Origin of the sequence: Oculatella sp. FACHB-28 (assembly GCF_014696015.1) — a bacterium.
Taxonomy (GTDB): Bacteria; Cyanobacteriota; Cyanobacteriia; order Elainellales; family Elainellaceae; genus JAAUTN01.
The window spans coordinates 63,120-85,000 of record NZ_JACJPJ010000065.1 but is presented as its reverse complement, the minus strand read 5'-3'; the positions used below and the strand labels follow the sequence as shown (position 1 = coordinate 85,000).

General features: G+C 49.2%; 22 protein-coding genes. 7 read left to right on the top strand and 15 right to left on the bottom strand.

What is annotated here, in order from left to right; translation table 11 throughout:
- The first annotated feature begins 229 nt into the window (after positions 1–229).
- Complete coding sequence (locus H6F88_RS13945; RefSeq protein WP_190643352.1) at positions 230–1,018, top strand: hypothetical protein; 789 nt, start codon at positions 230–232, stop codon at positions 1,016–1,018.
- A 40-nt stretch (positions 1,019–1,058) separates the two neighbouring features.
- Here H6F88_RS13945 and H6F88_RS13940 read toward each other — a convergent pair whose 3' ends face one another.
- The 5 genes from H6F88_RS13940 to H6F88_RS13920 all read right to left on the bottom strand — a co-directional run bounded on the left by H6F88_RS13940 (position 1,059) and on the right by H6F88_RS13920 (position 6,040).
- Positions 1,059–2,072, bottom strand: coding sequence for a pentapeptide repeat-containing protein (locus H6F88_RS13940; protein WP_190643351.1), 1,014 nt, complete (start codon positions 2,070–2,072; stop codon positions 1,059–1,061).
- A 56-nt stretch (positions 2,073–2,128) separates the two neighbouring features.
- Positions 2,129–3,286: a hypothetical protein gene (locus H6F88_RS13935; protein ID WP_190643350.1), complete on the bottom strand. Its 1,158-nt coding sequence runs from the start codon at positions 3,284–3,286 to the stop codon at positions 2,129–2,131.
- Between the two features lie 161 nt (positions 3,287–3,447).
- The gene (gene mreD / locus H6F88_RS13930) at positions 3,448–3,981 is read right to left on the bottom strand and encodes a rod shape-determining protein MreD (protein ID WP_199318538.1); all 534 of its coding nucleotides are present in this window, start codon (positions 3,979–3,981) and stop codon (positions 3,448–3,450) included.
- Between the two features lie 82 nt (positions 3,982–4,063).
- A complete protein-coding gene (mreC, locus tag H6F88_RS13925; protein WP_190643348.1) occupies positions 4,064–4,825 on the bottom strand; it encodes a rod shape-determining protein MreC in 762 nt (253 codons plus the stop codon).
- 177 nt (positions 4,826–5,002) lie between these two features.
- Positions 5,003–6,040 carry a rod shape-determining protein MreB gene (locus H6F88_RS13920; RefSeq protein WP_190643347.1) on the bottom strand — a complete coding sequence of 346 codons (1,038 nt, stop codon included), beginning with the start codon at positions 6,038–6,040 and terminating at the stop codon, positions 5,003–5,005.
- Positions 6,041–6,531: 491 nt separating this feature from the next.
- Between H6F88_RS13920 and H6F88_RS13915 the strand changes: the two genes are divergently transcribed.
- Positions 6,532–6,897: a single-stranded DNA-binding protein gene (locus H6F88_RS13915; RefSeq protein WP_190643346.1), complete on the top strand. Its 366-nt coding sequence runs from the start codon at positions 6,532–6,534 to the stop codon at positions 6,895–6,897.
- A 426-nt stretch (positions 6,898–7,323) separates the two neighbouring features.
- The gene (locus tag H6F88_RS13910; RefSeq protein WP_190643345.1) at positions 7,324–9,732 is read left to right on the top strand and encodes a PAS domain S-box protein; all 2,409 of its coding nucleotides are present in this window, start codon (positions 7,324–7,326) and stop codon (positions 9,730–9,732) included.
- Between the two features lie 77 nt (positions 9,733–9,809).
- On the opposite strand, the gene H6F88_RS13905 is transcribed toward H6F88_RS13910, so the two are convergent.
- The 6 genes from H6F88_RS13905 to H6F88_RS13880 all read right to left on the bottom strand — a co-directional run bounded on the left by H6F88_RS13905 (position 9,810) and on the right by H6F88_RS13880 (position 14,864).
- Positions 9,810–10,925 (bottom strand): amidohydrolase family protein, encoded by a 1,116-nt coding sequence (locus tag H6F88_RS13905; protein ID WP_190643344.1) that lies wholly within the window; start codon positions 10,923–10,925, stop codon positions 9,810–9,812.
- Complete coding sequence (locus H6F88_RS13900) at positions 10,925–12,274, bottom strand: glutamine synthetase family protein (RefSeq protein ID WP_190643343.1); 1,350 nt, start codon at positions 12,272–12,274, stop codon at positions 10,925–10,927. Before H6F88_RS13900 ends, H6F88_RS13905 begins: the two co-directional genes overlap by 1 nt.
- A 7-nt stretch (positions 12,275–12,281) precedes the next feature.
- On the bottom strand, positions 12,282–12,641 hold the full coding sequence (locus H6F88_RS13895; RefSeq protein ID WP_190643342.1) for a hypothetical protein: 360 nt from the start codon (positions 12,639–12,641) through the stop codon (positions 12,282–12,284).
- Between the two features lie 182 nt (positions 12,642–12,823).
- Positions 12,824–13,069 (bottom strand): ChaB family protein, encoded by a 246-nt coding sequence (locus tag H6F88_RS13890; protein ID WP_190643341.1) that lies wholly within the window; start codon positions 13,067–13,069, stop codon positions 12,824–12,826.
- Positions 13,070–13,176: 107 nt separating this feature from the next.
- Positions 13,177–14,289, bottom strand: coding sequence for a tRNA guanosine(34) transglycosylase Tgt (gene tgt, locus H6F88_RS13885; protein WP_190643340.1), 1,113 nt, complete (start codon positions 14,287–14,289; stop codon positions 13,177–13,179).
- 116 nt (positions 14,290–14,405) lie between these two features.
- The gene (locus H6F88_RS13880) at positions 14,406–14,864 is read right to left on the bottom strand and encodes a hypothetical protein (RefSeq protein WP_190643339.1); all 459 of its coding nucleotides are present in this window, start codon (positions 14,862–14,864) and stop codon (positions 14,406–14,408) included.
- Positions 14,865–14,915: 51 nt separating this feature from the next.
- Here H6F88_RS13880 and H6F88_RS13875 point away from each other — a divergent pair, with 51 nt between their 5' ends.
- The 4 genes from H6F88_RS13875 to H6F88_RS13860 all read left to right on the top strand — a co-directional run bounded on the left by H6F88_RS13875 (position 14,916) and on the right by H6F88_RS13860 (position 17,760).
- A complete protein-coding gene (locus tag H6F88_RS13875; RefSeq protein ID WP_190643338.1) occupies positions 14,916–15,110 on the top strand; it encodes a hypothetical protein in 195 nt (64 codons plus the stop codon).
- A gap of 338 nt (positions 15,111–15,448) precedes the next feature.
- A complete protein-coding gene (cobS, locus tag H6F88_RS13870; protein ID WP_199333606.1) occupies positions 15,449–16,243 on the top strand; it encodes an adenosylcobinamide-GDP ribazoletransferase in 795 nt (264 codons plus the stop codon).
- A 108-nt stretch (positions 16,244–16,351) separates the two neighbouring features.
- Positions 16,352–16,786, top strand: a complete 435-nt coding sequence (locus H6F88_RS13865) for a ferredoxin (protein ID WP_190643337.1) — start codon at positions 16,352–16,354, stop codon at positions 16,784–16,786.
- A gap of 326 nt (positions 16,787–17,112) precedes the next feature.
- The gene (locus H6F88_RS13860; RefSeq protein ID WP_190643336.1) at positions 17,113–17,760 is read left to right on the top strand and encodes a response regulator transcription factor; all 648 of its coding nucleotides are present in this window, start codon (positions 17,113–17,115) and stop codon (positions 17,758–17,760) included.
- A gap of 65 nt (positions 17,761–17,825) precedes the next feature.
- Here H6F88_RS13860 and H6F88_RS13855 read toward each other — a convergent pair whose 3' ends face one another.
- From H6F88_RS13855 to H6F88_RS13840, 4 genes are all read right to left on the bottom strand, one after another.
- On the bottom strand, positions 17,826–18,911 hold the full coding sequence (locus H6F88_RS13855) for a sulfate ABC transporter substrate-binding protein (protein WP_190643335.1): 1,086 nt from the start codon (positions 18,909–18,911) through the stop codon (positions 17,826–17,828).
- An 83-nt stretch (positions 18,912–18,994) separates the two neighbouring features.
- A complete protein-coding gene (locus H6F88_RS13850) occupies positions 18,995–19,861 on the bottom strand; it encodes a HAMP domain-containing sensor histidine kinase (protein WP_199333602.1) in 867 nt (288 codons plus the stop codon).
- A 37-nt stretch (positions 19,862–19,898) separates the two neighbouring features.
- On the bottom strand, positions 19,899–20,828 hold the full coding sequence (locus H6F88_RS13845) for an ROK family protein (RefSeq protein ID WP_190643334.1): 930 nt from the start codon (positions 20,826–20,828) through the stop codon (positions 19,899–19,901).
- Positions 20,829–20,959: 131 nt separating this feature from the next.
- Positions 20,960–21,859, bottom strand: a complete 900-nt coding sequence (locus H6F88_RS13840; RefSeq protein WP_190643333.1) for an ABC transporter permease — start codon at positions 21,857–21,859, stop codon at positions 20,960–20,962.
- Positions 21,860–21,881 lie beyond the last annotated feature (22 nt).

The following is a 21,881-nucleotide window of genomic DNA, read 5'->3' as shown; positions in this document are numbered from 1 at the left end:
TTTCATAATTCATTCGAGTTCCTAAATTGCCCTGCAATTAATTAACTAGATCTGTGTTAAAAACTAGAATTAATATGAAAATAAGAATATTGAGTGAAGCAACCTGCTTTTGAATTTACTTCAAGAATTTGTTAAAAAACAAGCCCATCTAGCACTAGGACTTACTAAGTAGAAACTTGAAAGACTGCTCAAGTTCCCTTCAAGCGTTTTTATTGAATTCTTGCTTCTTATGGTTGCTCAATCCTTCCGCTCTTTGATCCAACGGCTGATTCATCAGCTCAGACTCAACACCCGACTTAAACGGGTTGCTCAAAGTTGGCTGATTCTGGTGCTGGTGCTAATGCTGGCAACAAGTTGCACTCAAATCAAGCTGCCCGTTCAGCGAGGGGATATCAGCCTTGATATTCGAACGGTGGCGGCCCAACCCAATGGGGTCTATACGATCGCCGGAAACACTGACTTGCCCAAGGATACTGAGATCACGGTTGCGGCTGTGCGGTTGCTTGCTCCCAATGGGGCGATCGCTGCCGACCCTGACCCGGTTTACTCGCTCTTAGCCTACGAGTCCGTCAAAACGGAAGGTGACACTTGGCAAGCCGAGTTAAACCTGTGGGAAGTCGCCCCTGACGGTCGCTATCAGGAAACCTGGCAGCTAGAGCAGTCGCGCCTAAACATGACCTTTGAGCCAGACGGAGAAGTAATCTTTTTGGCAACGCTAGCTCCGCTGGAAACGCTAACCCAGCTAGAACAACGCTTAGCCCAGCGCAACTTGGAATTTGCCAGCAATATCGTCCGCACTACCGCAGAAGGGGAGCAGTATATTCAGGCAGTTAGGGTAGAGGCGATCGCCCTTCCCACAGGCGCAACCACCCCACCACCCACTCGTCCCGAAGACCTCAACGGTGGCTGGGGCAACCGCTACGTCCTGGTTTCCGAACCACCCACAGAAGTCGAGTACGAATTTCCCGAAGAACGCAAGACAAATGCACCGCCTCGGATTGGGGAATTTCTTCAGTAGACTTTCTGCGTGATGGAGTGATGCGTGGCTCCGCTGCGCATCACTCCATCACCTCTACTCCCTCATCCTCCAAAATTGTCCCCGTCAAATCTGCTTCGCTCAGGCTAACATCCGTTAAGTCTGCGTCCGTTAAGTTGGCCCTGGTCAAATTTGCGCCCCAGAGGTTTGCTTTAACTAGATTTGCGCCCGTCAGATCAGCCTCTTCTAAATTTGCGCCCCAGAGATCGGCTTCAGCTAGATTGGCATTGCTCAGGTTTGCGCCACTCAAGTCCACCCCACCCAGCTTAAAACCACTCAGGTTAACACCGCGTAAATCTGCGCCTGCTTTGAGGACACACATTCCTGCAGCAGCAGGGTCAAATTCTTCAGGAAATTGGGTTGTATCATCACACAGTGCGCCCTGCAAGTTTGCCTTCTGACATTCTGTCCGCAGGTCGGCTCCAAACAAAATCGCTTTTCGCAGGTCGGCTCTAGTCAGATCAGCTTGCTGCAAATTTGCGTTACTGAGGTTTGCCCCAGCTAGGGTTGCCTCGCTCAAGTCGGCCGCTGTTAGGTTTGTACCAACTAATTTAGCGCCGCTTAAATCACCGCCAAACAGATTTGCCTGACTCAAGTTAGCTTCCGTCAAGTTTGCCTGACTGAGATCTACGCCACTCAAGTCTCTGCCGCTCAGGTCGACGGTGGCTAAGGCAGCTTGGGGTGCAAGCAAATAAGCCCCAACAGCAGCAGGGTCAAACTCCGGCGGAAACTGAGTTACTTCATCGTAAAGTGCGCCATTGAGCGTCACGTCGTAGAGGATAGCACAGCTTAATTTTGCTTCCCTTAAATCTGCCTGACTCAGATCTGCGCCATTCAAATTCGCTTCGTCTAGAACCGCTTCTCGCAAGCTGGCTCTTTTAAAGCTGGTATTGCTTAGGTTTGCTTCACTCAAGTTTGCATTCCAAAAGTCGCTTCCCTGCAGGTTAGCGTTGCTTAAGCTAATGCAGCTCAAGGTCACGCTGTTAAATTCTCGTTGTCCTGCTGCATATCGCTGTAAAAGTTCGCCAGCCTTCATGGTGCGATCGCCCGCCTTATTTCAATTAACATCAGTTTGCTATAAGCTAGTGCAGCCTATGTCGTTACTTCATCGATGATGGCTTCAGCTTGCCAAATCCAGACTGCGTAGCCATTGTGAGTCTGCGTCACAATCGGCTTGTCGCCTCTATGCTCTAATTTTGCTGCAATTTCTAAAGCGCTCTCCTGAGCCATGCCAGACCTAAAAAGACTGAAGTACTTTCCCTGAACGAGTACAGCAAACAATCGTCTTTTCAGATGAGGAACTCTAATGCGGCAAGTTGAGTACTGGTCATAAGATGCCAACTCTGAAGCCGCAGTCAACCCTGAATCCCAATCAGCGTCCTGCAAAGCTTCGCTGTAGAAAGGCGAGTAGCCTGATTGAAGCGCATTTACAACTTCTTCCTCAGCAGGGGAATGCCCTCCATTACCCCCATTAAAAGAAGCGATATCAGTTGGGTCGGATTCCGTCTGAATTGCTGGTAATGCCTCTTCTGGAATAACCTCAACCCGATTAAGGTCAACCGGGTCAGGTTCCTGTTGGGTTTTAGCAAGAGGATCATGGCCATTTTGACCTGGCTTATCTTGACCGATATCCTGCTGAATGGCCTGTGCCCACAGCGACGCAGGCAGATCGGCAGTCGGATCAGCAGAAGAGGCGATCGCCTGCGTTACCTCAAGAGACTCAGTCGGCTGTTCAGACCGCACTAGTGGGAAAGCATCAAGGTTTTTTCCCAGGCTCTCCGCAGCAACGTACTGATCGAACGTTGAAGTTAACGACTCTGACTCTTCATCCAGATCGGCGTCAAAGCGATCTGCTGCATCGTGCGGCTCAGACAAGTCAGAATCGTCTTCCGGGTCGAGTAACTGGGAACCATCGGCTTGACCCGATTTTTCTTGTAGGCTTAACTTTAAGCTAGAAAGCTGGTTTTTGGTTTGAGTCAATTCTTGGGCAGAATGTCTCGCCCGCAGCAACTCAACCGTACCAATGCCCGCTCCAACGCTAAATAGAATGGCAATGCCCACATAGCGAATCGCCACATCTTTATTTTCAGCATCAAACATTGGTTCAATGCGCCCACCACTGAGCAGCGGGGGAATATCAATGGTGATCGGTTCTTTAAGTAGAACGAATGGTAGAGTTAGCGTGGAAAAGACTGCACTGGAAACCAGTACAGCAGGTAAAATAACCGTTCGTAGGGGAAAGCTGCTCATCTGCGACCGCTCCAAAGTATCGACTTGAGCCAGCCCAAAGGCTGAAGAGCGGTAGATAACCCTTAAATTTCAATCCATCTCGCAAGATAAAAGTTTGACCACATTATAGACTAATCAGTCAAGTAGATTGCGGTTAGCAATTGGCAGCAATAGCCTCCAATTCAAGGTTGAGATGGTTCAACAGCATTGGTCTGCTGCCACCAGCGGTTCAGCGGATAGTAAACAACCGGTGCCCACAGGCTGCTAAGAATCGCCGAACTTAGGGCAATTCGCTGATGGTAGAACCATATCTCTGCCAGTGCGCGATGGGCACTATGGGTCGATGCCCCAATTCCCTGAAAACTAAATTGAATGGCAGTAATAGTTTCAGCCAAAACCGCCATACCAAACACAATCAGCGCAACTGAAATAAAGTCTTCTTGAATGTAGCGCTGCTTTTGTATGCGGGCGGTCAACATTCCCACTACCGCAAGACTAATCGCGTGACTGGGATGAGGTGATGTCATGCCGTCTTGAATCAGCCCCAATACGAGTCCAGCGATCGCCCCCTGCCAAACTGTCCGCTGAATGCTCCAGGAAACTACCCAGATCAGCAGCCAATTTGGTCCAACCCCCAGCAGTTCCATACCAGGAAACCGCGTCGGCAGAATGAACAGGCAAAGCAGAACCGAGAAAGCAGTCACAACCCAATTCATCACTTGGGAAGTGTAAATGCCAGACTGAGCGAAGTTAGAGAGTATCGACTTAATCACTTTCTCAATGTGTAGAACCTTGACACTAAGGACTACCGGGAACTTCAGTTCGACTGTTAGGGTAGACCACGACCCACTCCAGAGCATGAATTGGAGCAGACAGCTCAATTACAGCTTCAGGAGCGGGACTTTTGCTCAGGTTGACCGACTCTACCCGACCAATTGGAAACCCAGGCGGAAAAAGCTGGCTAAACGAAGAAGTTGACACCACATCGCCCGGTTGGACATCTGGCACTTTATCAAAAAACTCCATCACAGCCCGATTTGCCGCCTGTCCACGCATATATCCCATATGACGCGAACGGCTGATTGTCACGCCCACCTGGCTCGTCGGATCGCTAACCAACAAGACACGGCTCGTGCTGGGCGTAATATGTGTAATCCGCCCGACCAAGCCACCAGGTCCAGCCACAATGCCGCCTACTTCAATGCCATCTCGACTGCCACGACCCAGCGTGACTTGCTGCCACCAGTGATCGGCACTGCGCCCAATCACAGGAGCAGTAATGCCTTCAGTTGGACGGCTTTGAACGTAACCCAGCATCTCCTGAAGCTGTTGGTTCTGACTCTCTAACTCAGCGAGGCGCTGCTGCAGTTCTTGCGTTTCAGCACTTTCTATACGGTCTGCCGAAGCTGGCATTGATTCAAAAGGACGAGAAACCTGTTGATAGATTTCAAAAACGGCTGCCCCCTGAGTTTGCCGCAATACCCAAGCGCTACCGAGAGCCAGACAGACTAGCCCCATTCTTAATCCGTGTCGATCCCACCAGCGACGCAGCGTATACATTCAGTCCAATCGTCTCTAAACTAGCGATGTCAATCTTTCCAGAGAACAAACTCCGACCTGACCAAGATTTCTAATACGAGAATTATCAGGTCACTCAGCGATGCAGCACCCGTCTTGCAAGCGAAACGCGATAGTTTAATGACTCGCTGAACCGGGGTGACGATTTTGAATGCTTTTCTACATATTGCGAGAGCGACCGCTAAAGACCCGCTCAAGCTGTTTGAAGTTTTCTAGCACCCTACCTGTTCCTAGTACAACGCAACTGAGAGGATCTGCAGCCACATGGACAACGATCCCAGTCTCGTGACTAATTAGAGTATCCAATCCTTTGAGCAGTGCCCCACCACCAGCTAGCATGATGCCTCGATCGATGATGTCAGCTGCGAGTTCTGGCGGCGTGCGCTCCAAGGTGCGTTTAACGGCCTCAATGATGACGGAGAGGGGTTCTGACATTGCCTCTCGGATTTCAGGACTCTTGACCATAACGGTACGAGGTAACCCTGAAAGTAGGTGCAAACCACGAACATCCATCAAAGATTCGTCATCATCATCGGTGGGATAAGCCGAACCAATAGAGATTTTGATCTCCTCGGAGGTTCTTTCCCCGATGACCAGGTTATGCACTTTCTTCATGTACTGAGAGATTGCTTCACTCAGCTCATCTCCAGCGACCCGAACTGATTCACTCAATACAGTTCCCTGTAAACTCAGAACTGCCACCTCGGTCGTGCCACCGCCGATGTCAATGATCATGTTTCCGGTCGGTTCAGCCACCGGCAGTCCCGCGCCGATCGCCGCTGCCACAGGTTCATCAATTAGATAAACATCGCGTGCGCCTGCTTGCGAAGCTGCCTCCATAACTGCTCGACGCTCTACCCCTGTGACTCCGCTTGGAATACCGATCACAATCCGGGGTGAAACCAACGTCCGCCCCTCATGCACCCGACGAATGAAGTGCTTGAGCATGAGTTCAGCGGTATCAAAATCTGCAATTACTCCGTCACGTAGCGGACGCAGGGCAACTACGTTTCCGGGAGTCCGACCGAGCATCTTCTTGGCGTCCTCCCCAACGGCTAGAGGCACTTTGTTCTCTTGATCCATTGCAACGACAGAAGGCTCTTGCAGTACAATGCCTTTGCCAGATACATAAACTAGCGTGTTAGCGGTACCGAGATCGATACCCATATCCCGCGAGAAGCGACTGAAGAACCCCACTAGCTTTCTAAGCCCCCAAAGTCAAAATCTTGATCACTGCCAAATTCCTACCGCTATCAAAGTGCGGTCGAAGTGGATTCTATTATGTTTTGTAGTTAGAGTCTAGTCAGATGTGCGACTGAATGTTTTAGTCTAACCTCAAGACTTGCTTCAGTCATCTGTATCCTCAAATTCTGTTCCTTGACAAAGAGTCCTTCTCTGAATAAATCAGAAGAGCAGACCCATTAAGTAAGTTGTCCTCATTCCTGGAATAAGCATCAGGATGAAATTAAGATTTCTGCTAACAGCTTTCCTGCCAGGTCATTCAAGCAGCGATCGCAGAGGCAAGGGAAATGTAGTGCGGTAGCTATAAAAGTTCGGTAGAATGTTTTCAGGTAGAACTTTTGTACTATATGGGCGATCGCCCATCAGCAGTGTAAACTCCTGCTAGTCCAGCAACATCATCGATACAAGTTTTATCGCATTCAATACAGAAAAAGTCAGAGGGCGCTATGGGTTTGAATATAGTGACGCTAGTGGGTCGGGTAGGCGGAGATCCTGACGTTAAATATTTTGAGTCGGGCAGCGTTGTTTGCAATTTAACCCTGGCCGTCAATCGCCGCACTCGCAACAGTGAACAACCTGACTGGTTTAGCCTGGAAATTTGGGGCAAAACAGCAGAGATTGCTGCCAACTATGTGCGTAAAGGTAGCTTGATTGGAGTGACTGGGGCACTTAAATTTGACTCTTGGAAAGACCGCAGCACAGGGGCCGATCGCTCAAAACCAGTTATTCGAGTCGAACGACTAGACTTACTTGGGTCCAAGCGAGACAACGAAGCTTCTATGTCAGACGGATACGGCGACGAAGAATTTTAGGCGTTGCTGAATGCGGGTATGATTCACGGATCTCAATTCCCTCTGTAGGGTTATGGCATTGCCATGACCCTACAAAACTTCATATATCAGAGATCAGGGATGCTCCTGCGACGCGGGATCATCCCTGATCCTTATAGTGGGAAGAGAATAGTAGGAAAAGAGTAAGCTCACAGAACCCAAGGCTAAATTCTGTCGGAACAGATTGGTGTTGGTCAATCAGCTCATTCCCAAACTGTCGGGCACTAGCCCCTTAATCTGTGCTCTGATGTACGACTTCTGTACAGATGAGTACGTTATGCTACCTACAACGAATTGGTCAATGCTTGCTTTAATGTTTTAAGGGTGATCCTATCTAGAAGAGCAAACCTTGGTTAAAGGTGCGTTAGCGTTCATATCAGCCTTAGCCGCTTTAGCATCCATGCCTTTATGTCTTTAGATACTCCGCCTCAGCAGGGCGATCGCTCCCCCAAGGCAGAGTTACAGCAGCTTCAGCTAGAACAGCAAAAGATGCTGCTGAGCGTCATCACCAAGATTCGAGCATCGCTGGATTTAAGTACGATTTTGCAAACAGCGGTTGCAGAGGTTTGGCGTTTTTTGGCTCTCGATCGAGTCAGCGTGCTGCAAATTCCTCGCTCCAATCCAACTAAGGATTGGAACGCAGGGCAGTTTGTAGCTGAAGAGGTCGCTGCTGGGTTTAGCTCAGTGTTAGTAGTAGATGCCTCAGTTCGCTCTTTGAGCCAATTTCTGTGGGCACAACACCATCCAAAACAGATTCCGCAGGGACAAATTCTAGCCATTGCTGATGTCAATGCGGCTAACCTGACAACAGCCGATTTGCAAACATTTAGCCACTTTCAAGTCAAGGCCAGTCTAAGCGTACCCCTTATGCAGGGCGATCGCCTGTGGGGGATCTTGTGTCTGCATCAGTGCATTACTTCCCGCCAGTGGCAAGCGGATGAAATTAAAGCGATTGAGCAAATTGTGGCTCATCTTATCACAGCAATTCAGCAAGCGGAGCTATTGCGACATCAGCGCAATCTCAACAGCAAATACCTCGATACTGAAGCCGGAATGCATACGCTGTTTACAGCGACTATTACCCGTTTGCAGGCAGAAGTTCGCGATCGCCAACAGGCAGAAGCAGCCCTCCGCCAAAGCGAAGCGACCTATCGGGCCCTGCTCAATGCAATTCCTGATTTAATGATTAGAATGACCCGAAAGGGTATTTATTTAGACTTCATTCCAGCCAAAAATTTCGTCACCTTTAAGACACAAATGGAATGGCGAAACAAAAGCATTTTTGAGACGTTACCTCCAGACCTGGCTCAGCTCCGAATGGCTAATGTAGAGAGAGCTTTGCAAACTTGCGAAACACAAATTTATGAGCATCAAATTTGTATTAACGGCAGAATTCAAGTTGAAGAAGTTCGGATTGTAGTCAGTGGTGAAGATGAAGTTTTAGTGATCGTGCGCGACATTAGCGATCGCAAACAAGCAGAGAATAAGCTAAAAGAATCGCAAGAATTTTTACAGCTAGTCATTAACAATATCCCTCAATGGATTTATTGGAAAGATCGCAACTCTGTTTATATGGGCTGCAATCGCAACCTTGCCCATGCCGTTGGGCTTGAAAAGCCTGATGATATTGTTGGAAAAACAGATTACGATTTTCCGATTCCTCAAGAACAAGCTGATCACTTTAGAGAATCTGATGCTTATCTAATTGAAACAGGAATAGCTGCTCTGCATGTAATTGAAACTATGTTCTTGGCAGATGGTAGCCAAATTTGGATTGATTCCAGCAAAATTCCGCTGTACGATGCTGCGGGCAATGTTGTGGGCATTCTTGGCTCTTACGACGACATCACAGAACGCCAGCAGGCAGAAGCAGCCCTGCGCCAGTCAGAGACTCAATTGAGACAGCAGGCGCTCGATTTAGAAAAGACTTTACAGGAACTCAAGCAAACACAGACCCAGCTAATTCAGAGCGAAAAAATGTCTTCGCTAGGTCAACTTGTCGCTGGAGTTGCTCACGAAATCAACAATCCTGTTAGCTTTATCTACGGCAACCTCGCTCATGCCAAAGAGTACACCCATAACTTGCTGGCGTTATTAAATCTATATCAGAAGCACTACCCCAATCCAGATTCAGAAATTCAAACTAAAGCAACAGCGATCGACTTAGATTTTTTAATCGAAGATTTGCCCAAGCTCCTAACTTCTATGAAAGTAGGTGCAGATCGAATTGAGAAAATCATCGCTTCTCTTCGCACCTTCTCCCATACTGACCAGCTAGAAACTAAGACAGTCGACATTCATGAAGGAATTGATAGCACCTTGATGATTCTACAAAATCGACTTAAAGCTCAACATAATCGCCAGGCAATTCAAGTAATCAGAAATTACGGCAACTTGCCGTTAGTAGAATGTTACGCCGGACAGATGAATCAGGTTTTTATGAACATTCTGAGCAATTCAATCGATGCTCTAGAAGAGTGTTTAGCTCAGCTTGAAGCTGAATCAGATAATTTTGCTCAAAATCAAAGAATTAAATCCTTCAAGCCTTTGATTCAGATTTCGACTCAAATGCTCAATGAAGACTGGATTCATATTCGACTTGCCGATAATGGACTGGGCATGGCAGAAGCCGTTCAAAATCGATTATTTGATCCATTCTTTACAACAAAACCCGTTGGCAAAGGGACTGGAATGGGACTTTCGATCAGCTATCAAATCGTCACAGACAGACATGGAGGAACACTAAAGTGCAACTCCTTCCCTGGGCGAGGAGCAGAGTTTGTCATCGAGATTCCGATTCAACAGCAAAGGAAATAGATTAACCTGTTAAGAATTCAACGCCGTTATTGAGTTTATTCAGGACAAGGATTCAATTAAAAAACATTTTTGAAGGGTCAGGTACGGTAGAGCCGATTGGCATTGCCGTTAAGAATGGCGATCGCCCCCTCTTCTGCTTCTTTTGCAGTTAAGTCTCCGTCTTGAATGGTTTGCTCTAGCACCTCACCCAACACCGTTCGCCCCCATTTTGCTCCCAGATAATACAGTTCTGGAATCAGGTGAGCATCAGAGGAATACATCACTTTGCTCATAGGACTCAGCTCAATCAACATTTGCACCGTCTGCCGCATTCCGGCAGTACTCAAAAACGGCACAGCCAAGCCAAAGTCAACATAAACGTGTGGATAGACCGCCGCCAGATAGCCTGCTTCGCGCATAAAGGGGTAGGCGGCGTGAAGCAAAACGATTGGAGCCTGACGAAAACCTAGATCTTCTAACAGCGGTCGCAAGTGCAGCGGATTGGCTAGCCGTAAGTCCAGGTCAGGATCACCAAAACCTGTATGAAACTGCACAGGAAGCTGATATTGGTTGGCGATCGTTAATCCCTGACAGAGCAAAAAGTCAATCAACGGCTTGTTCGTCAACCGAATAGGCTGATCCGGAAATGCTTCTTTAATTGCATAGAACTGATCTTCTGCCAGATCGTAAGGAATGGGCTGAATGTCCAAACCTGTCCGATAAGCTGCAATGCTTTTGAAGCCCACAACTCCTTGGGGTGGCGGGTCAAGCTCACTGCGAAACCACTCCAAAAATATGTCGAAGCGGCTAACCTGGCTAATCAACTGCTCCGCCAAATATTCCAACCGCAGCAGCCGATGCACCGGAACAAACTGCTGATGCCACTCCGCAGGCAAAATTGTGTCTGGCAAAAATCCGTCGTCCAGCAAAATTGATTCTAAATTAGCAGCCTCAAAGCATAGCTTCGTTAGTGGTTCTAACCCTAGCTCTGTGCGACGTGCCAAAATCGCCGCTTCATCCGGTTCACAGTTGAGCAGAGCGGCAATGTCTCTGAGGCTGCGTCGATAGCAGAGAGTGTGTTGGGCGTGCTGGGTAAGGATCTGGGCATCATAGCCTTCGGTAAAAGCTGCTGCGTAGGGCATTTGGGCAAAAGCTTCTGAACGCACCAGGTTGTGGGCGTGCTGATCAATGGCTGGGATGCTTCCTAAATCCATTAGTAGCGCTCTAGCAATAGTTTGACTTCTTCTTCAAGCGTAAATTGCTTCATAGCTTCCCACTCAGCAGTGCGAACTGCAAGAAATGCCTGTGCCAACGCAGGTTCTAGTGCCTGAAGCAAAACTTCGTCTTGCTGGAGATGGGCGATCGCCTCTCCTAAATTTTCGGGCAGTCGATCAATCCCTCGCTGCTGGCGCTCTGCTGCTGGCAAGGATCCCGGATCGACCGAGATAGGTTCTCCGGGATCAAGTCTGCGTCGGATGCCGTCCAATCCAGCGGCGATCGCCACCCCCAATGCCAGATAAGGATTAGCAGACGCATCTACCGTCTTTAGCTCAAAATGGGTCGGGCTGGGAGGCACAGGATTTCTGGGCACTCGCACCGCTGCTTCTCGATTGTCTACTCCCCAACAGCGAAAAGCCCCACTCCAGAAGTGGGGCTGCAGCCGACGGTAGGAATTGGGGCTGGGGGTCGTTAACGCCATCAGTGCGGGCAGATGATGCAAAATTCCGGCAACAAAAGCCTTAGCGATTGGGGAAAGTTCGCCCATTTCATTCACGTCGGGTAAAAGGTTTTGCCCGTCTCGCCAGAGGCTCAAGTGCAGATGACAGCCACTTCCAGCCTGATCCACAAAAATTTTAGGCAAAAAAGAAGCTCGCAACCCATGCCGCAATGCTACACCGCGCACCGTTTCACGAAAGGCAATCTGCCAGTCGGCTGCCTGAAGCGCATGGGTATAACGAATAGAGATTTCGTGCTGTCCAGGACCCGACTCCGGATAGTAGCGCTCTACGGGGATCTTTTGGGCGATCAGGGCATCAGCGATCGCATCAATCACGGTCTGATTCAAATCCATCCCTAGCGTTGACGCAAATACTGTATGGTCTACGGGAATGGGTTTAGCATCTCGCTCAGCATTTAAACCAGCGGACTGGAGCAAATAAAACTCATTCTCAAATGCCGCTATGATTTCTAGCCCTTCCACCGCCGCTGCCGCAATCATTCGCCGCAAAAATCCGCGCGGGCAAAGCACCCAGGGCACTCCCTTTGTGACCAAATCACCCATCACACGAGCGTGTCCAGGCGCATAGGGCAAAGGGTTGAACGTAGACCAATCAGGCGCTAGCCATGCTTCTCCCACGGGACCTAAGCCGCTGCCAGGAGCAACAGCATCGTACATCACGGGGATCGCCTGCTGTGCCATCGAAATCCCAATGCCGTGTTTTTGATGTTCTGCCAGAAATCTTGTGTGAAATGCCTTTCCCCGAATCACGTTGGCATTATCGCACCAGAGTAGTCGCACAAAGCGGACGTTCTGTAAGTCTAAATCTGGCAGTTGGTTTTCCATCGGCAGCCTAATCGCGATCGCGTCTATGCTTATCTCGTCCCCGGCGTTTTTCTTCGCGTTCTCTCGGTTCATCCGCTTCTTCAGTCCGATCAGCTTCAGTCTGCTCAATTTCAGTCTGATTGCTACTCTGTTCAGCTGCAGGTGACACTGAAGACGGAGGCTGTACTGAGGATGGAGGCTGCACTGAGGACGTTTGTGGTGCAGGTGTAGTTGGACTGACTACAGGAGCAGGAGACAAAACTCGTTGAACAATTAGCGGAATTGCAGTTGCACCTGCCAGCGAAATTGCACCAACGACCCCTCGTACAATTAGCCCTTTTAATTTTTGGCTGTCCTTAGGTTGGGAAGAACTTGAGTTTTCTACCATAAAAGCTTACCTGCTCTTCAGTGAATGTGGCGATCGCAAAAACTAGATCTTCGACGGATAACTCCCAAAGTTGTTGCTGAATCTGCTTCACCCATTACCAACGCTTTATAAAACTGCTACCCAAATAAAAAGAAGGGGAAGTTTACCTTCCCCTTCTTGCCTAACTTCGCTAATTACCGAAACTAGTTGCCGCCGGACTGCACAGCTTTGTTGGTAATGTTAGTCTGCTGGGGAACCCGTCGCCAGCAGCCATCATCGCCTTGCACGTAGTCTTGCTTTACGGTATTCCAAGCAACTCGTTGAGCCGCGTTTTGATCCATTCCGTTTGACTCGGCGCTGTTAAAAGCTGCCACAAAAATTTGTGCTGAGCCTTCTAATAGCTTGTCTTTTACGTCAGCTGGCAATTCATCTACTTGTTGATAAGGCATTTTTAATGCTCCTACTTTATCTTTTGCCTCATCTTAAGAGGCTAATATCATCTGCTCCTCTTTCGGCTGGTAGAGAATGAAATCTCCCTACAGTAGCTATTTTGCGTTCATTCAGGCATCTCAGGCTTCAGCCAATGAGCAAATTCAGTGGCAAAGCGATCGCTCAATATCGCCTCCCTAATTCGTTGAGTGAATCGAATTAGTTCAGTAATGTTGTGAATCGACAGCAAAGTGTATGCCAAGAGCTCCTGCGATCGCAGCAAATGACTCACATAAGCACGGGTAAATTGCTTGCAGGTGTAGCAGGGGCAGGTTTCATCAAGTGGGCTAAAATCCTCTCGGAAACGATTGTTTCTCAGGTTCCAGCGATCGCCCCCCACCAGGGCGTTGCCATGCCGCGCCAAGCGAGTTGGGATCACGCAGTCAAATAAGTCAATACCAGCAGCGATAGCCTGTGCCATTTCCCGATAGGTGCCAACTCCCATCAGATAGCGGGGTTTCTCCTCTGGCAGTAAAGGAGCTGTTGCCTGCACAATTTTCTCGATTAACTCTGGCGGCTCACCCACACTGACACCGCCAATCGCGTACCCCGGCAAGTTCAACTTTGCCAGGTCACGAGCCGCCTGCTGCCGCAAGTCAGGATAAACGCCCCCTTGAACAATTCCAAACAGCGCCTGATCTTGACGTTGATGAGCTGTGATGCAGCGTTCCAGCCAGCGGTAGGTACGGTCGGTTGCAGCAACAATCGCTTCCCGACTGGCAGGATAGGGGGGACATTCATCAAATGCCATGATCACATCTGCCCCTAGTGCATTTTGAATCTGGATTGAGCGCTCCGGAGTCAGGTGAATAATTTGCCCATCGCGGGGCGATCGAAACGTCACCCCTTCCTCAGAAAGCGATCGCATTTCGCTCAGGCTAAATACCTGAAAGCCACCCGAATCAGTCAAAATCGGACCACTCCAGCCCATAAACTGGTGCAATCCACCTGCCTGCTGCACAATAGCTTCACCGGGCTGAAGATGCAGATGATACGTGTTAGACAAAATCATCTGCGCTCCAGTTGCCTGCAGTTGGGCTGGAGTCAAAGTTTTAACATTAGCTAGCGTTCCTACCGGCATAAAGCGTGGAGTTTCTACCAAACCGTGAGGGGTTGAAAAAACTCCGGCCCTTGCTTGCGTATGCCGACAGCGACCCTGACACTGAAAAGAAAATCCCACGCCTAATTCATCAGAAGAAACTATAGCAATACTAAATGATTGCGGTTGTTGAGCACAGGTTTAGCCGCATCCAACAACCGCAATCATTATTGAGAACCAGTCAGGATTTTTGTATCTTAGAGAGAGAAATTTTCTTCATCATCAATTCGCACATCCCAATTGGCGGAAAGTACTTCGGCAACAACTGCTTCTAGGGCTGCAGCATTGAGACTCCGGGTACTCTGTTCTTGAAGCGGATTGGAGAGTGGAATCAGCCGCAAAACGCTGCCGTCTTGCATTAGGTCAAAGCAGGGTTGCTCGTCAGGGACACGCTTAAGCTCTAAATAATCAAAGCTCTGAACGTTGAGGTAGAGCGTATGGTTGGCTACAAGTGTTGACCGTTGAGGATCAGCAAACACTTCTAACACATACCCTTCGTCTTCCGCTAGCAGCTTGCCGTCTTGACTGTAGCTGTAATGAACCCGACTCAAGTCAGCCAGCAACCTTTGCATATCTTGCTTGTTGACGACGATGCCATTGTCAACAATGCAGGGGGCTGGCAATTTGGTGTTTCCAGAAAGTTGATCGTGACTCATAGAATGAAAAAGCCCTTGGTCTAGGAAGACCTCAGGTTTGCTAACAACTAAATGATGCAACTATTGAGGAGTTATCCCATTGAGGGGTTGTCTCCAGCACTGTCTAGATCAGAAGTAACAGCAGAATTCGCCTGGGCGAATCGCAGTTTGAACCATGAATCTGAAAAACAGCTAACTTATCATGCTGGGCTGGATACACTACTTCAGGACAAAGCGTTTCAGGAAAAAGCGTTTAACGAAGGATAAATTGGCTCTATTGCCCTAGCTTTGGTCGTTAGTAATGGGAATGACGAACAGAAGGAAGACTGACAAGCAACGAAACCAGGAGAGAAAAAGTAGTGCATGAGACAGTGTTATTCCAGGATTCTAGCCTACTTCTTAATGAAATTTGCGGAACTTATCTTTGTGACACTCGTCTAATTGGATTTTTGAGATTTTCCTGTCGTCAGTGACTAGATTATGGCTCCCGCCCTGTACTAAAACATTCGGCCATTAGGCTGAATCCAACACATTAGCAAATAATTGTGGGAGATGCACAGTCTTGGAGATAGATAGTTTTGTCCAATAAACAGCCTTCAACGCAGTTGAATAAGCAAAGTTGGCGATCGCTCTCCAGCAAAGCAGTAGGATCTTTATCTAGCTTGGTTGCTGCGATCGCCTTTTACACCTGCATCCCCATTCCGATAACCGCAAAATTAGAATTTCAAAACGTCGCCCGACTTGCACCTCTGGTTGGGCTAACCATTGGCGGAATATTAGGACTTCTTCATCAAGGCTTGCATCTGCTGGGAGTGCCCGACCTGACCCGTAATGCCGTCATCGTCATTGCCTGGGTCGCGGTCACAGGAGGGCTCCACCTGGATGGAGCAATGGATACGGCTGACGGGTTAGCTGTGTTAGATCGGCAGCGCCGACTTGAGGTAATGGCGGATAGTGCGACGGGTGCATTTGGCGCAATGGCGGCGATCGCCATTCTCTTGCTGAAAGTCACCGCTCTGAGCGATCTCACCGCCTGGCATGAGCTAGCTTTGCCCTTAGCAGCAGGTTGGGGGCGATGGGGGCAGCAAGTGGCGATCGCCCGTTACCCTTATCTAAAGCCAACGGGCAAAGGAGCCTTTCACAAAGCTGCGATTCGCTCACTCAAAGATGTGATGCCCGGGTTTTGCTTGCTGTTGGGATTGAGTTGCATCCCTGTCTTTTGGGATTCTGCTCTGTGGGCTGTGACACTTGGCTCAGTGGCAGCAGGAAGTGCGATCGCTCTGCTCACCGCAGCCTGGTTCAACCGTCAATTAGGAGGACACACAGGCGATACTTATGGAGCGGTCGTAGAGTGGACAGAAGCCCTGTGGCTAGTCGTGTTCACAACCCTGCAAAGCTGATCCAGGAAAGGAATTTGAACGGATCTAGATATAGTTAAGGTGAATAACGGGTTAAGCCCATAGCCTGAAATCCTAAGTTTTTTCCCCAGTCTTCCACTCTATAGATTCATGACTTCTGACTGCGATCGCTCAGCACCTAATTCATTGACAGCCTGCTCCCAGTCTCTCGGCTTGCCCCAAATCCAACGACATGTCTTTATATGTGCCGATCAAACTGTGCCTAAGTGCTGCGATAAGGCGGTCAGTCTAGTTGCTTGGAATTATCTCAAGCAGCGGTTGAAAGAATTAAAACTAGATGTGCCAACTAGCGATCGCCCAACCTGTATCTTTCGTACCAAAGCCAATTGTCTGCGCGTGTGTCAGCAAGGTCCAATTATGGTTGTCTACCCGGATGGAGTTTGGTATCACAGCGCCAACCCAGATGTGATTGAGCAGATTATTCAAGAGCATTTGATCGGCGATCGCATTGTGTCAGAGTACGCATTTCTAGTCCATCCTTTGCCTGAATCAGCCCAAGTTTCTGGCTCTGAACCGAGTAAGTGATAAAACTTAGAAAATTGCTGTTTTAAGTAGCACCTTCCCATAGGCTTAAAAAGCAAAAAATTATCTTATAAGGTAACTTATTTCTATATCCGGTAATTTATTTCTTTATATGGAAATAAATTGCCGGATATAGAAACCTGGAAATTAAAAAAATAAGAAAAATTGGGTGATGGGCTGTTGCAACCCGACAAAATGAAGGGCAGCATATTGAGGGAAGGGTCGAAATAAACCGAGCTCTTCTCAAGCAAGCTCAAAAGTCCTGTGAGAACACCAAATACTCTGTCTGTAAGTGTTACTCTTGACCTATGCGTGGCGAGTAGTAAAGCATGAAGGAAACCAGTGCCGGAGATCATAAACAGCTTTTGCTGATTGATGATGATCCGAATCTAATTTTGTTAGTCAAAGACTACCTGGAGTTTCGTGGGTATGAAGTGATTACGGCTGAGAATGGTCGTGAAGCACTAGAAGTGCTAGAGAATGCTACTCCGGACATGATCATCTGTGATGTGATGATGCCTGAGATGGACGGATATTCGCTGGTCGAGCATGTGCGAAAGGACGCACGGACAAGCTGGATTCCAGTGCTGTTTTTGTCAGCTAAGGGACAAAGCCAAGATCGGGTCAAGGGTCTAAACACCGGAGCCGATGTCTATATGGTGAAGCCGTTTGAGCCAGAAGAACTGGTGGCTCAGGTTGAGTCTTCTCTAAAGCAGGCTTCACGGCTGATTCAGCACCAAAACAAGGGAACAGATAGTGGACCTAAAATCCAAGTTCCATTTGATGTGGAGTTGACTCCAACCGAGCTAAGAGTGGTGCAATTTGTGGCGCGCGGTATGGCAAATCGTGAAATTGCTGAAGAGCTAAATGTGAGTCAGCGAACGATTGAGAGCCACGTCAGCAATATGCTAGGCAAAACCGGGTTACACAACCGAACGGAGCTGGCTCGTTGGGCGATCGAAAACAGCATGGCTTGAGCCAGGGCATAGCCCTAAAGTGAACTGATTCAAAAGACCGAGCAAGCAGCAGGACAACAAACCTGCTATTTTGTCAGGTCGGCTTGAATTTGATCGAAAACTCCACCCTCATCAAAGAATTTTTGCTGAACGGTATTCCACCCTCCCAGATCTGCGATTGTAAACAGATTGGTGACAGGAGGAAACTGGTCAGCAAATTCTGTATTGATGGCTTCATCTACAGGACGAAAGCCAAACCGCGCAAATTCTCGCTGCGCTGCTGGGGTAAAGAGAAACTGAACAAAGGCTTCAGCGACTTCACGGGTACCGTGCTGATCGACATTGGCATCAATGACTGCGACCGGATTATCAATCGAGATGTTAGTTTCAGGAACTAGATAAGAGATGTCCTGTCCGTTTAGTTTTGCCAGGATGATTTCGTTTTCGTAGTTAATCAGCACATCCCCCTGCCCTTGCTGAAAGAAAGCGTCGGTTGCTTCGCGGGCATCCCTAGGCAGGATAGGAATATTTTCAAAAACCTGTGTGGTGTAATTGAGGGCAGTCTGTTGATCGCCGCCCGCTTGTGTGATCGACCCCCACAATGCCAGGAAATTCCATCTAGCGCCTCCTGAGGTGCGTGGGTTGGCGGTGATAACGCTGACATCAACCTGGGCCAAATCCGCCCAGGTTGATATTGATTTGGGGTTACCGCTGCGGGTGACTAAGGCGGCTACAGACTGATGAGCGATCGCCCCATTCGGCACTCGATCTTGCCATCCCGGTTGGATCAACCCTGCTGCTTCAATTTTCTCAACGTCCAGTTCTAAAGCCAGGTCTACAATATCTGCTGGCAATCCTTCAATTACTGCTCGGGCCTGAGTTCCTGAGCCGCCGTAGCTCTGGTTAAACACTACCTTTTGCTGGTGCTTCTGTTCCCAATCTGCGGCAAACAAGGGCATGATTTCTCGATAAGCAGCCTCCGTAACCGCGTTGGATACCAGCGTGAGTTCGACAACGTTGCCATTTTCAACGACGGAACAGGCACTAAATCCAGTTGAAACGAAAGCTAAAAGTAGGCTCAGGACAAAGCCGGTCGAGAGGAAAGAGAGGAATCTTTGAGGCGATCGCCCCTTTAGCCTTGCAGCAAGTCGTCGTAGAGATGAGAAAAGCACAGTTAACCGACTGGAATAGTGTGTTTGCAGCTACAAGGTTGAATGGTACACCAAAAATTCCAACACTGGTGAAGGCATCCTCTTCAGACATCCTCTTCAGGCATTATCCAGGGAATGGAACATTGAATTTGGGTGAGAGGGGCAGCGATCGCAGCATCTTCTGAAACGGCTGCTGGTCGTGTAAAAACTTCTAGCCGACCGTTCATCTTCTCGATTAAAGACTGATTGACTAGCAAAGACAGCCCAAAGGAAGGTTTGATGGGCTTCTGTGAATTCGTGGCAGGGAGCTTCGTTGACGGGGACACTCCTTCAGGCTCAGGACTGGACTGCGATGGGTTAAGTAGCTCGCTCCATAAGTGGTCTGGCCGCTGATCTTGAATCTGAATGTGAACCTGTTGAAGCTCTGGAGCGACCTGAGTGGTCAGTCGAATGCTGCCCTCCATCACTTGAGAAACGGCTGGATCGACTAGATTGACTAGAACTTGCCTGAGCCAGCGCGGATCAGCCAGGACGTAAGTTTCTGGATCGGGAGGGTCAATTTCTAGCCGCAATCCGCGATCTTGAATTTGCAGGTGGGTGAGCGCATGAACTTCTTCGAGCACGTCTGCCAATTGCAGCGGCTGAATTTGCATTTCGTAGGTGCCGTGCTGCACTTTAGCAATGCTGATTAATTCATCCAACAGTGCCAACATCTTCGAGGCAGACGCTTGCGCTTGAGCGATCGTTTCTCGCTCCTCCTCTGGGCTGTCACATAGATCGGACAGGATCAGCTGATGCAGGCTAATGATGTTGTTGAGGGGCGATCGCAACTCATGGGAAGTGCGTGCCAAAAACCCTGCTTTGAACTGCCCCATCTCAACTGCCATGTGGTACGCCAGCTGAGTTTGCTGAAGTTGAGCAAGTAGTTCTTGCTCCGGCAGATTCTTTTGCTGAAAATTATCCTCCGGCAAATTTATCCCTCATGCTTCATGCTTCATCTTTCCCAGACTAACCCGTTGCCAACACCTTCTGCCACGCCAGTTTTGCGGCTCCTACGATCCCTGCTTTGTTGCCCAACTGAGCTGACAATAGCTGTAGCCCCGTGCGGGAACTGGGCAACACTCGACGCTCAACTTCCGCTAGCGTCGCCGGGAAAAAGTATTCAGCACTCGCGCTGATACCGCCACCGATGATTACCGCTTCGGGCGTGAGGACATAGATTAGGCTCGCTAGACCTGCTCCCAAATGGCAACCATAATCTTGCCAGAAGGCGATCGCTTCAGCATCTCCGGCTTTGGCTCTGCGACCTAGCTCATCAGGCTCTAGCCCCGTGCGGCGACGAATGGCTTGAATCGAAGCGTACTGTTCTAGAGAGCCACGATTGCCGCTATTGCATTCTGGCCCGTCCATGTTGAGCGTCACCAGTCCTAGCTCCCCAGCGGTGCCGTGATGCCCAGTAAACAATTTGCCATCTAGAATCACGGCTCCGCCAACACCCGTGCCTAACGTCAGCAAAATCAGATTGCGAAAATAGCGACCTGATCCCAGCCAAAATTCTCCTAATCCAGCGCAGTTGGCATCGTTGGCAAGGGTAGTCTGAATGCTGAGTTTCGACTCTAGCCAGTCTGCTAATGGAATATCGTGCCAACCCTCCAGGTTAATTGCAACTCTGGCAATTCGCCCTTCCGCATCGGTCGGGCCAGGAGTGCCAACGCCGATCGCCCCACTTTGCCCCAGCGGATCAATTTGGGCGATCGCATCTACCATTGCTGCCAGTACTAATTCTGGATAGGCGGGCTGTGGAGTCGGCACAGTCAAAGTTTGAAGGCAAGTGCCATCCGCCCCAAAGCGTCCCAGTTTAATCGCTGAACCACCTAAATCAACCCCAATAACGTGTTGACAGGAATGCTGGCAATCGGCGGCGTTCGGATTCCCCATATTTTGAGCTACTCAGTGCAGTGGATTGGTTAACTTGCGGCTTACCTGACTGCCAATTATACGGGGAGGCTAGGGGTTGTTAATACTTCGTTGAAAACGGAAATTAGGAATTTTGTGGAGACTTTGAGTTCTTAATTCTTTTGGCTCCAATTTTCTCGCCGTAGTAATGGATTGACCCATTCATTCAGTCCTTCGCCAATGAGGGAAAGTCCTACCACTAGAAGGGTCAATGCCAAACCGGGGAATAGGGCTGTCCACCAGATTCCGGTAGGTAGAGCCTCCAATGCCTGACGCAGGTCGGAACCCCAGTCGGGGGTGGGTTCAGGTAGTCCCAAACCAAGAAAACCAAGGCTGCCCAGTGTGAGAACAGCATCAGCGGCGTTCATCGTAAACAAGACAGGAACGCTTTGAATCACATTAAAGAACAGATAGCGGGATAAAACCGCCCAGGTTGAAGCTCCCATTGCCTGGGCTGCTTCAATGAAAACTTCGGTTTTAACGCTGACCGTGTGGTTGCGGACGACCCGGTAATACAGCGGAATGTAGGCAATGCTGATGGCGATCGCCGCATTCAACACCCCTCGCCCCACAATAAACGCTAGCGTTACTGAAAGTAGGAGTCCGGGCAAGGTGTAGATGGTATCCATAAGAAACACCAAGACCCGATCAAGCCTGCCGCCCAGATAGCCACTTAACATTCCCAGCGGAACCCCGATCGCCAGACTCAGCGCCGTTGCTAAAACCACCACCAGCACTGCCGATTGCGCCCCAAATAGCACCCGTGAGAAAACGTCGTACCCTTGACGACTAGTGCCAAACCAATATTCAGATGAGGGGGGCTGGTGTAACGGATTCGTCAAAGTCTCGGTTGGGTTTCGCAACCAGCCCCAAGATGCCATTGTTGGAGCAAAGAGCGCGACCAACAAAAACAGCAGGGTAATAACGATACCCACCCACATCATCTGGACAGAGAGACTGGGGTTTTGGGAGCCCTGGAGGAAGCGGGGAAAGCGGAGCCTGGTAGGGGTCATTGGGAAGTAGGGAAGGGGCTAG

Bases quoted from the DNA above. Each gene is read 5' to 3' on its own strand.
- H6F88_RS13940 (WP_190643351.1), bottom strand. From the start codon at position 2,072: ATGAAGGCTGGCGAACTTTTACAGCGATATGCAGCAGGACAACGAGAA.
- H6F88_RS13945 (WP_190643352.1), top strand. From the start codon at position 230: ATGGTTGCTCAATCCTTCCGCTCTTTGATCCAACGGCTGATTCATCAG.
- H6F88_RS13845 (WP_190643334.1), bottom strand. From the start codon at position 20,828: ATGGGGAATCCGAACGCCGCCGATTGCCAGCATTCCTGTCAACACGTT.
- H6F88_RS13905 (WP_190643344.1), bottom strand. From the start codon at position 10,925: ATGGATTTAGGAAGCATCCCAGCCATTGATCAGCACGCCCACAACCTG.
- H6F88_RS13895 (WP_190643342.1), bottom strand. From the start codon at position 12,641: ATGGTAGAAAACTCAAGTTCTTCCCAACCTAAGGACAGCCAAAAATTA.
- mreC (WP_190643348.1), bottom strand. From the start codon at position 4,825: ATGTATACGCTGCGTCGCTGGTGGGATCGACACGGATTAAGAATGGGG.
- H6F88_RS13935 (WP_190643350.1), bottom strand. From the start codon at position 3,286: ATGAGCAGCTTTCCCCTACGAACGGTTATTTTACCTGCTGTACTGGTT.
- H6F88_RS13915 (WP_190643346.1), top strand. From the start codon at position 6,532: ATGGGTTTGAATATAGTGACGCTAGTGGGTCGGGTAGGCGGAGATCCT.
- H6F88_RS13890 (WP_190643341.1), bottom strand. From the start codon at position 13,069: ATGCCTTATCAACAAGTAGATGAATTGCCAGCTGACGTAAAAGACAAG.
- mreD (WP_199318538.1), bottom strand. From the start codon at position 3,981: ATGAATTGGGTTGTGACTGCTTTCTCGGTTCTGCTTTGCCTGTTCATT.
- H6F88_RS13865 (WP_190643337.1), top strand. From the start codon at position 16,352: ATGACTTCTGACTGCGATCGCTCAGCACCTAATTCATTGACAGCCTGC.
- H6F88_RS13840 (WP_190643333.1), bottom strand. From the start codon at position 21,859: ATGACCCCTACCAGGCTCCGCTTTCCCCGCTTCCTCCAGGGCTCCCAA.
- H6F88_RS13880 (WP_190643339.1), bottom strand. From the start codon at position 14,864: ATGAGTCACGATCAACTTTCTGGAAACACCAAATTGCCAGCCCCCTGC.
- H6F88_RS13910 (WP_190643345.1), top strand. From the start codon at position 7,324: ATGTCTTTAGATACTCCGCCTCAGCAGGGCGATCGCTCCCCCAAGGCA.
- H6F88_RS13860 (WP_190643336.1), top strand. From the start codon at position 17,113: ATGAAGGAAACCAGTGCCGGAGATCATAAACAGCTTTTGCTGATTGAT.
- H6F88_RS13875 (WP_190643338.1), top strand. From the start codon at position 14,916: ATGATGCAACTATTGAGGAGTTATCCCATTGAGGGGTTGTCTCCAGCA.
- H6F88_RS13900 (WP_190643343.1), bottom strand. From the start codon at position 12,274: ATGGAAAACCAACTGCCAGATTTAGACTTACAGAACGTCCGCTTTGTG.